5 protein-coding genes are annotated in these 6,860 nt (G+C 44.7%); 4 read left to right on the top strand and 1 reads right to left on the bottom strand.

Features of this window, described 5'->3' with window-relative positions:
* Positions 1-68: 68 nt before the first annotated feature.
* Positions 69-230, top strand: a complete 162-nt coding sequence (locus Q0192_RS06125; RefSeq protein WP_299287671.1) for a hypothetical protein — start codon at positions 69-71, stop codon at positions 228-230.
* A gap of 35 nt (positions 231-265) precedes the next feature.
* Here the strand turns inward: Q0192_RS06125 and ssb are convergent, their stop codons facing one another.
* Positions 266-637 carry a single-stranded DNA-binding protein gene (gene ssb, locus Q0192_RS06130; protein ID WP_299287674.1) on the bottom strand — a complete coding sequence of 124 codons (372 nt, stop codon included), beginning with the start codon at positions 635-637 and terminating at the stop codon, positions 266-268.
* A 57-nt stretch (positions 638-694) separates the two neighbouring features.
* Here ssb and Q0192_RS06135 point away from each other — a divergent pair, with 57 nt between their 5' ends.
* The 3 genes from Q0192_RS06135 to Q0192_RS06145 form a co-directional block, all read left to right on the top strand.
* Positions 695-910: a hypothetical protein gene (locus Q0192_RS06135; RefSeq protein WP_299287677.1), complete on the top strand. Its 216-nt coding sequence runs from the start codon at positions 695-697 to the stop codon at positions 908-910.
* Between the two features lie 201 nt (positions 911-1,111).
* Positions 1,112-5,632: a glutamate synthase large subunit gene (gene gltB / locus Q0192_RS06140; RefSeq protein WP_299287680.1), complete on the top strand. Its 4,521-nt coding sequence runs from the start codon at positions 1,112-1,114 to the stop codon at positions 5,630-5,632.
* 6 nt (positions 5,633-5,638) lie between these two features.
* The coding region (locus Q0192_RS06145; protein ID WP_299287682.1) for a glutamate synthase subunit beta at positions 5,639-6,860 on the top strand (1,222 nt) is incomplete at its 3' end.

Raw genomic sequence — 6,860 nt, forward strand, 5'->3', positions numbered from 1 at the left:
GATTTTATTTCCGGTAAAACAATCAGGTAGGTTATGCGTGTTAGAGCAATACTTAACAATTAAATAGCATGGAAACAGCGCCAGAAAACCAAGACCAGGAAAATAAATCAGCTTCGGGCGAAGCGGAAAAAGGGAAAGATAACGAGGAGCTTGCAAAAGAGATCCCGACAGTTACGCCGGACAATGACAACGATGGCGTGGAACCAAACCCAAACCAGGAAAAAGGATAAAAAAATCAGGCCAGCATTTTTGCTGGCCTTTTTACTTAAAATTTTGCGTTTTCCAACTCTTCGTTGCTTACAAAATCTGTTTTTCGGCCCAACAGTTTAAAGTTTTCGGCCACTACTTCGGTGGTAAATTTTTTAATTCCTTCCCTCGATTCAAAAGAACGGGTTTTCAGTTTGCCCTCGATATAAACCAGTTTGCCTTTTGTAAGCAATTGCTGGGCAACATCGGCCAGGCCACGCCACAAAACCACATTATGCCATTCGGTTATTTCGGTCCGTTTTCCTTCTCTCAAAACAATTTCTGATGTAGCCAACGGAAAACTTGCCACCGCCACACCGTCTTCAAGGTGCCTGTATTCAGGATCCTTGCCCAAATGCCCCACCAATATCACTTTGTTAATTCCAGACATAGCTTTTATTATAAAAAAAATTAATTTGCTTGTTCAAATACGCTTAGCACTTAGCAGTTGAAAGAATGGGATGTGATTTTAGGTTTTGCTAAATTTAAGCGTTATCCTAATAAGGAGATTTATATTTTAAAGTTTTTAAAAGTATTAAAAAAATTGCTTTTAAAATCACCGGGACTATTATTAATTCTGGTAAATATTCTATCCGCAATCGCAGGTGTGTTTTATGACGTCAATTTAAACCTGCTTCAATTGGCTATGTCCTTTTGTTTTTAAAAAACCGGGCCGTTTTTGAAGATGAAATTTCGGTTATGAGTATAGCAAAAATGCTTTTATTTTATTGCCAAGATTATATTTTTCGTCTTTTTTGACAATTGTTTTTAAAATTTCTGTAAAAAGCAATTCCATACATGAAAGTTTATTTCATTAAGCTTATATTCGTCTAATCACCACTATTTTAATTCTTCTAAAGCAATAATGAAGCAATCTGAAACAAACCAGCAGGGCTTATACGACCCCCAATTTGAGCATGATGCTTGCGGAACCGGGTTTATTACACACATCCATGGCCATAAATCGCACCAAATTATAGCCGATGCTTTAACCATGCTCGAAAACATGGAGCATCGCGGTGCTTGTGGATGCGACCCGGATTCGGGCGATGGGGCAGGATTACTGCTTCAAATTCCGCACGAGTTTTTGCTGGAAGAATGTATTGCCGATGAAATTTCTTTAAAAGAACCCGGTGAATACGGCGTTGGAATGCTGTTTTTGCCTAAAGATTCTGGCATAAAAAAAGCATGCCGCAGCATCATCACGCAGTGTTGCGATAAACTTGGGCTTGCCATTTTAGGTTACCGCAAAGTCCCGGTTGATTCTTCCTGCATCGGCGAAACTGCCCGTGCCGCAGAACCAACCGTTGAGCAATTGTTTGTGGCGCGGCCTGCAACTATCCATCATGCAGATGATTTTGAACGGAAACTGTATGTGTTGCGCCGTTTTATTACCAAAACTGTTCAGGAAACAATCAAAGTTGGCGCGGATCATTTTTACTTTACTTCGTTTTCCTGCAAAATAATTGTTTACAAAGGCCAGTTGAATACTTACCAGGTCCGCCAGTATTTCCCCGATTTAAGTGATGAGCGCGTTTGTTCCGGTTTCGGGATGATCCATTCGCGTTTTTCGACCAATACTTTTCCTTCCTGGAAACTAGCACAGCCTTTTCGTTTCCTGGCCCACAACGGCGAAATCAATACGCTGACGGGCAATTTAAACTGGTTTTATTCGGGCATCCGCTCTTATGTTTCTCCTTTTTTCACGAAGGATGAAATGGAAATCCTGTTTCCGGTGATTGACAACAACCAGTCGGATTCGGCTTGTTTGGATAATGTGGTGGAAGTGTTGGTGCATTCCGGCCGATCCTTGCCGCACGTAATGATGATGCTGGTTCCAGAAGCTTGGGACGGCAACGACCAAATGGACCCGCTAAAAAAAGCATTCTACGAATACCACGCCACGCTGATGGAACCCTGGGATGGCCCGGCTGCTTTAAACTTTACCGACGGAAAAATCATCGGCGCCTTGTTAGACAGAAACGGTTTGCGCCCGCTTCGTTATGTGGTTACCAATGATGGCCGCGTGATCGTTGCTTCCGAGGCCGGTGTTTTGCCTTTAGATGAAGCCAGCGTGATGAAAAAAGGCCGTTTGCAGCCCGGTAAAATGTTTTTGGTGGATACCACGAAAGGCGAAATCATTACCGATGATGAGATCAAGAAAGAAATTACTTCCCGCCAGCCTTATGGCCGCTGGTTAGAAAATTATAAAATTAAGCTGGACGAGCTGGCCGAACCACGTGTTTCTTTCACCAATTTGTCCAAAGAATCGGTTTTTAAATACCAACAGGTTTTTGGTTACTCGCGTGAGGATATTGAAACCATTATTAAACCGATGGCTACAGATGGAAAAGAACCGATTGGCTCGATGGGAACCGATGTGCCGCTGGCAGTTTTATCAGATCGTCCGCAGCATATTTCCAGCTACTTTAAACAATTTTTTGCACAGGTAACTAATCCGCCAATTGATCCGATCCGCGAAAGGTTGGTGATGAGTCTGGCTACTTTTATCGGCAACAACGGCAACTTGCTGGACGAAGATAAAATGCACTGCCATTGCGTGGCGCACAAACAACCCATTTTGCACGATTACGAACTGGAGAAATTGCGCAGTATTGATACCGGTTTGTTTCATGCCAAAACCTTGCAAACTTATTTTAAAGCTGATGGCCTACCAGGTTCTTTGGCCAACGGTTTAAACCGGCTTTGCCGTTATGCAGAAGATGCGGTGCAGGATGGTTTTGAGGTTTTGATTTTGTCAGACCGTGCTTTGGATTCGGAACATGCGCCGATACCTTCTTTGCTGGCTGTTTCTGCCATCCACCATTATCTTATTAAAAAAGGTTTGCGTGGCGCCGTTGGTTTAGTGGTTGAAGCCGGTGATATTTGGGAAGTGCATCATTTTGCCTGTTTGCTGGCTTTTGGCGCAACGGCCATCAACCCGTATCTCGCGCTGGCTACCATCCAAACGTTGAGCAAGGAAAATAAATTGGATACCACGCTGGATATTGATTCCCTTTCCAAAAACTACATCAAAGCGATTTGCGATGGCTTGCTTAAGATTTTCTCAAAAATGGGCATTTCTACCTTGCAATCTTACCACGGTTCGCAAGTGTTTGAAATTTTGGGCATAAACAAAGCAGTGGTTGATCAATATTTTACAGGAGGAATTACGCGGATTGGTGGTTTAGGTTTAGATGAAATTGCCCGCGAAACCTTGTGCAAACACAGCAACGGTTTCCGCAGTTCAAAAAAAGAAGACCAGTTGCTACCTGAAGGCGGCATTTACCAATGGAAGCGTAGGGGAGAAGCGCATTTATTTAACCCGCAAACGGTGCATTTGCTGCAACATGCCACGCGTACCAACGATTATTCGGTTTATAAAAGCTATGCCAAGCTGATTAATGAACAAACCGACCGCATGTACACCATCCGCGGTTTGCTGGATTTTGCCCATCACCGCGAATCTATCGCCATAAACGAAGTAGAACCGGTACAAAATATTATGAAACGTTTTGCAACCGGCGCGATGTCTTTCGGTTCAATCTCGCACGAAGCACACAGTACGCTGGCCATTGCCATGAACCGCATCGGCGGCAGAAGTAATACTGGTGAAGGCGGCGAAGACGAAATGCGTTATGTGCCGTTAGAGAATGGCGATTCGATGCGTTCTTCCATTAAACAAATTGCATCGGCACGTTTTGGCGTTACGTCCAACTATTTAACCAATGCCGATGAGTTGCAGATTAAAATGGCGCAAGGTGCAAAACCTGGAGAAGGCGGACAACTGCCCGGACATAAAGTAGATGAATGGATTGCCAAAGTACGCCATGCCACGCCGGGTGTTGGTTTGATTTCGCCGCCGCCGCACCACGATATTTATTCGATTGAAGATTTGGCGCAGTTAATTTTCGACTTAAAAAATGCCAATCGTGCTGCACGTATCAACGTAAAATTAGTTTCTAAAGCGGGCGTCGGAACGATTGCGGCTGGCGTTGCCAAAGCACATGCTGATGTGATTTTAATTGCCGGAAGCGATGGCGGAACAGGTGCTTCTCCAATCAGTTCGGTTAAACACGCCGGTTTGCCTTGGGAGTTGGGTTTATCCGAAGCACACCAAACTTTAGTCCGAAATAAATTAAGAAGCCGGGTAGTTTTACAAACCGACGGACAATTAAAAACAGGTAAAGATTTAGCCATCGCAGCTTTGCTGGGCGCCGAAGAATGGGGCGTTGCCACAGCCGCTTTGGTTGCTGGCGGTTGTATCATGATGCGGAAATGCCATCTCAATACTTGTCCGGTTGGCGTGGCAACACAAGATCCGGAACTACGCAAATTATTCAGCGGAAAACCCGAACACGTCGTCAACTTGTTTCAATTTTTGGCAGAAGAACTACGTGAAATTATGGCCGAATTAGGTTTCCGAACCATCAACGAAATGGTTGGCCGTGTTCAGTTTTTAAAAGTGCGCGAAAACATTACGCATTGGAAAGCAAAAACCGTTGATTTTTCTGCTTTGCTGCACCCGGTGAGCAATGCGCGTGGATTGACGCTTTACAACAGCGAAAAGCAGGACCACGGCATGGAAGACATTATCGACTGGAAATTATTGGAGCAGGCAAAACCTGCTTTAGAAAGCCAAATGCCGGTGTATGCTTCTTTTACCATCAAAAATACAGACCGCACGGTTGGCACGTTGCTCTCTAACGAAATTTCTAAAATTTATGGTTCTGCCGGTCTGCCTGCCGGAATCATCAATTATAAATTTACCGGTTCTGCCGGGCAAAGTTTTGGCGCTTTTGCCACCAAAGGGCTTTCGTTTGAGTTGGAAGGCGAAGCGAACGATTATGTGGGAAAAGGACTTTCGGGCGCACAAATCGCAATTTATCCTGCTAAAAACAGTATGTATGTTCCCGAAGAAAATATTATTGTTGGCAACGTGGTGCTTTACGGCGCTACTTCCGGAGATCTGTTTATCCGTGGACAAGCCGGCGAACGTTTTGCCGTCCGTAATTCGGGCGCAACAGCAGTCGTTGAAGGTGTGGGCGATCATGGTTGCGAATACATGACCGGCGGCCGTGCTTTAATCCTCGGCAAAACCGGTCGAAATTTTGCAGCCGGCATGAGCGGTGGCATTGCCTGGGTTTTTGATGCCGATGCCACTTTTCGCGAAAATTGTAATGTAGAAATGGTTGATCTGGATCAATTGACGGATGCCGATGAAGAGGAAATCATCAGTTTGTTGCGCAAACACGTCCAACTAACACATAGTACGCTTGCTCAAGAACTGCTGAACAATTGGCCAATTGTTGCCTCCCAATTCATCAAAGTATTCCCGAAAGAGTACAAAAAAGTTTTACAACAAAAAGAACCCTTAACCATCTGATCATAAATGGGAAAAGATACCGGATTTAAAGAATATGGCAGAGAACTTCCGCCAAAAGTAGCGCCACAGGAAAGGGTGCAAAATTATAAAGAGTTTGTAGGGAATTATTCAGACGAAAAACTGAACGAGCAATCCGCGCGTTGTATGAATTGCGGTATTCCGTTTTGCCATTCGGGCTGTCCGCTCGGCAATATTATCCCGGAATTTAACGATGCAGTTTATAAGAAGAAATGGGAAGAAGCTTACCAAATCCTTTCTTCCACCAACAATTTTCCGGAGTTTACCGGCCGTATTTGTCCGGCGCCTTGCGAATCAGCTTGTGTTTTGGGCATCAACAAACCAGCCGTCGTAATCGAGGAAATTGAAAAACACATCATCGAAATTGCTTATTCCAAAGGTTATGTAAAACCAACGGCACCTTTAATCCGCAGCGGAAAAACAGTTGCCGTTGTTGGTTCCGGTCCTGCCGGACTGGCCGCTGCGGCGCAATTAAACAAAGCGGGACATTTGGTTACGGTTTTTGAGCGGGACGACCAGCCGGGCGGATTATTGCGCTACGGCATCCCGGATTTTAAGTTGGAAAAAACCATAATTGACCGCCGTTTGGAAGTGATGAAAGACGATGGCATCACGTTTAAGTGTAACATGGAAGTTGGGAAAGATGTTACGGCCGAAGAATTGATCCGAAATTTTGATGCCGTAGTTTTGTCGGGCGGTTCTACCATTCCGCGCGATTTGCCCATCCCCGGCCGAGAACTAAAAGGCATTTATTTTGCCATGCAGTTTTTAAAGCAGCAAAATAAGCGCGTCAGCAATACTGTTTTTACCGGTGAAAATATTACCACAACCGATCAGGATGTAGTGGTAATTGGCGGCGGCGATACTGGTTCGGATTGTGTGGGCACTTCTAACCGGCAAGGGGCGCGTTCCATTAAACAGTTTGAGGTAATGTTTCAGCCATCCAAAGACCGCACGGTTGCCATGCCATGGCCAAGTTTCCCGATGGTTTTAAAAACCACCAGTTCGCACGAAGAAGGCTGCGAACGTTTTTGGGGCATCAACACCAAGCGTTTTATCGGCGATGAAAACGGCAATTTAAAAGGCTTGGTAGTTACTGATGTAGAATGGGAAAAAGACTTCCTCGGCCGGCCGGTAAAATTCAAAGAAATAGAAGGTTCTGAACGGGAAATCCTTTGTCAGCGTGTTTTTTTGGCGATGGGTTTTGTGC

This window comes from uncultured Mucilaginibacter sp., assembly GCF_937859865.1.
In the GTDB taxonomy this organism is placed as follows: domain Bacteria; phylum Bacteroidota; class Bacteroidia; order Sphingobacteriales; family Sphingobacteriaceae; genus Mucilaginibacter_A.